1 protein-coding gene is annotated in these 659 nt (G+C 64.0%); it reads right to left on the reverse strand.

Going from position 1 to position 659, the window contains the following annotated elements; genetic code table 11:
• Positions 1–659 (reverse strand): acyl carrier protein (locus tag SCA03_RS34855; RefSeq protein ID WP_230989125.1); only part of this gene is annotated, 659 nt, incomplete at both ends.

Consider the following 659-nt stretch of genomic DNA (forward strand, 5'->3'; position numbering starts at 1 on the left):
CCCGTGCTGCTCCCCCGCAGCGACACCGGATCGATACCCGACCGCTCCAACGCCTCCCACGTCGTCTCCAACAACAACCGCTGCTGCGCATCCGTCGCCAACGCCTCACGCGGACTCATCCCAAAGAAACCCGCATCAAACTCCGCCGCATCCGACAGAAAACCCCCCTCCCGCGCATACGACGCACCCACCACCGACGGATCCGGATCAAACAACCCCTCCACATCCCAACCCCGATCCACCGGAAAACCACCCACCGCATCAACCCCACCCGACACCAAACCCCACAACCCCTCCGCCGACACCACACCACCCGGATACCGACACCCCACCCCCACCACAACCACCGGATCACCCTCAACCACCAACCCACCACCAGAACCCACACCCGACACCGAACCCGAAACCGGCTCCACACCAGCCGCCGAACCCACACCACCCAACAACTCACCCAGCAAAAACCCCGACAACGCCTCCACCGACGGGTAATCAAAAACCAACGTCGCCGGCAACCCCAGCCCCGTCACCCTCCCCAACCGATTCCGCAACTCCACCGCCGTCAACGAATCAAACCCCAACTCACTGAACGCACGCGACGCATCCACCACCCCCGCATCCACATGCCCCAACACCACCGCCACCTGACCACGCACCAGGTC

Origin of the sequence: Streptomyces cacaoi (genome assembly GCF_006539165.1) — a bacterium.
In the GTDB taxonomy this organism is placed as follows: Bacteria; Actinomycetota; Actinomycetes; order Streptomycetales; family Streptomycetaceae; genus Streptomyces; species Streptomyces cacaoi.